This window comes from Nonomuraea sp. NPDC050451, from assembly GCF_044458585.1.
This window is the reverse complement of the sequence record NZ_JBITHZ010000120.1, coordinates 1-1,319: the sequence shown is the minus strand read 5'-3', so window position 1 is coordinate 1,319 and position 1,319 is coordinate 1. Positions and strand designations below refer to the sequence as shown.

Here is a 1,319-nt window from a genome sequence, read left to right as displayed (position 1 = left end):
CGTGCCCAGCCGCCGCTTCAACGCGGCCAGCAGCTCCTCCTGAACCGACTCCTGCACCAGCAGCCGCGACCCGGCGCAGCACACATGGCCCTGGTTGAAGAAGATCCCATTGACGATCCCCTCCACGGCCTGGTCGATGGCGGCGTCCTCGAACACGATGTTGGCCGCCTTGCCGCCCAGCTCCAGAGTCAGCTTCTTGTCGGTGCCCGCCACGGCCCTGGCGATGATCCGGCCGACCTCGGTCGAGCCGGTGAAGGCCACCTTGTCGACGTCGGGGTGACCCACCACGGCCGCGCCGGTCTCGCCCGCGCCGGTGACGATGTTCACCACGCCGGGCGGCAGGTCGGCCTGCCGGCAGATGTCGGCGAACCACAACGCGCTCAGCGGCGTCGTCTCAGCCGGCTTGAGCACCACCGTGTTCCCGCACGCCAACGCCGGCGCGATCTTCCAGGCCAGCATCAGCAGCGGGAAGTTCCACGGGATCACCTGCCCCGCCACCCCCAGCGGCTTGCTGCCGAACCCGGCATACTCCAGCTTGTCGGCCCAGCCCGCGTAGTAGAAGAAGTGCGCCGCCACCAGCGGCACATCCACATCCCGCGACTCGCGGATCGGCTTGCCATTGTCGAGCGACTCCAGCACCGCCAGCTCGCGCGCCCGCTCCTGGATGATCCGCGCGATCCGGAACAGATACTTGGCCCGCTCCGCGCCGGGCAGCGCGCTCCAGACGCCGAACGCCTTGCGCGCGGCCTGCACGGCACGGTCGACGTCGTCGGAGGAGGCGGTGGCGACCTCGGCCAGCGTCTCCTCGGTGGCCGGGTTGATCGTCTTGAACGGGGTGCCCGCCCCGTCGACGAACTCGCCGTCGATGAACAGCCCGTACGACGCCTTGATGTCGACCAGGTCACGCGACTCGGGCGCGGGGGCGTACTCGAAGATCGCCATCATCAGTCCAGGGTGAAGTAGTCGGGACCGGCATACCGGCCGGTGGCCAGCTTCTGCCGCTGCATCAGCAGATCGTTCAGCAGCGAGGAGGCGCCCAGCCGGAACCAGTCCGGCGACAGCCAGTCATCACCGGCCGTCTCGTGCACCAGCACCAGGTTCTTGATGGCGTCCTTGGTCGTGCGGATGCCGCCCGCCGGCTTCACGCCCACCTGGCGGCCGGTCGCGTCACGGAAGTCCCGCACCGCCTCCAGCATGATCAGCGTCACCGGCAGCGTCGCGGCCGGGGCCACCTTGCCGGTGGAGGTCTTGATGAAGTCGGCGCCGGCCAGCATCGCCAGCCAGGACGCGCGCCGCACGTTGTCGTAGGTGGCCAGCTC

The 1,319-nt window shown here is 69.5% G+C and carries 1 protein-coding gene and 1 pseudogene; both read right to left on the bottom strand.

Annotation, left to right across the window (positions count from 1 at the left end; genetic code table 11):
• A partial coding sequence (locus tag ACIBI9_RS67925) for an aldehyde dehydrogenase family protein (RefSeq protein WP_397239707.1) occupies nt 1-942 on the bottom strand: 942 nt, incomplete at its 3' end.
• A gap of 2 nt (nt 943-944) precedes the next feature.
• Nucleotides 945-1,319 (bottom strand): annotated as a pseudogene (locus tag ACIBI9_RS67920) (deoxyribose-phosphate aldolase); the annotation flags it as partial.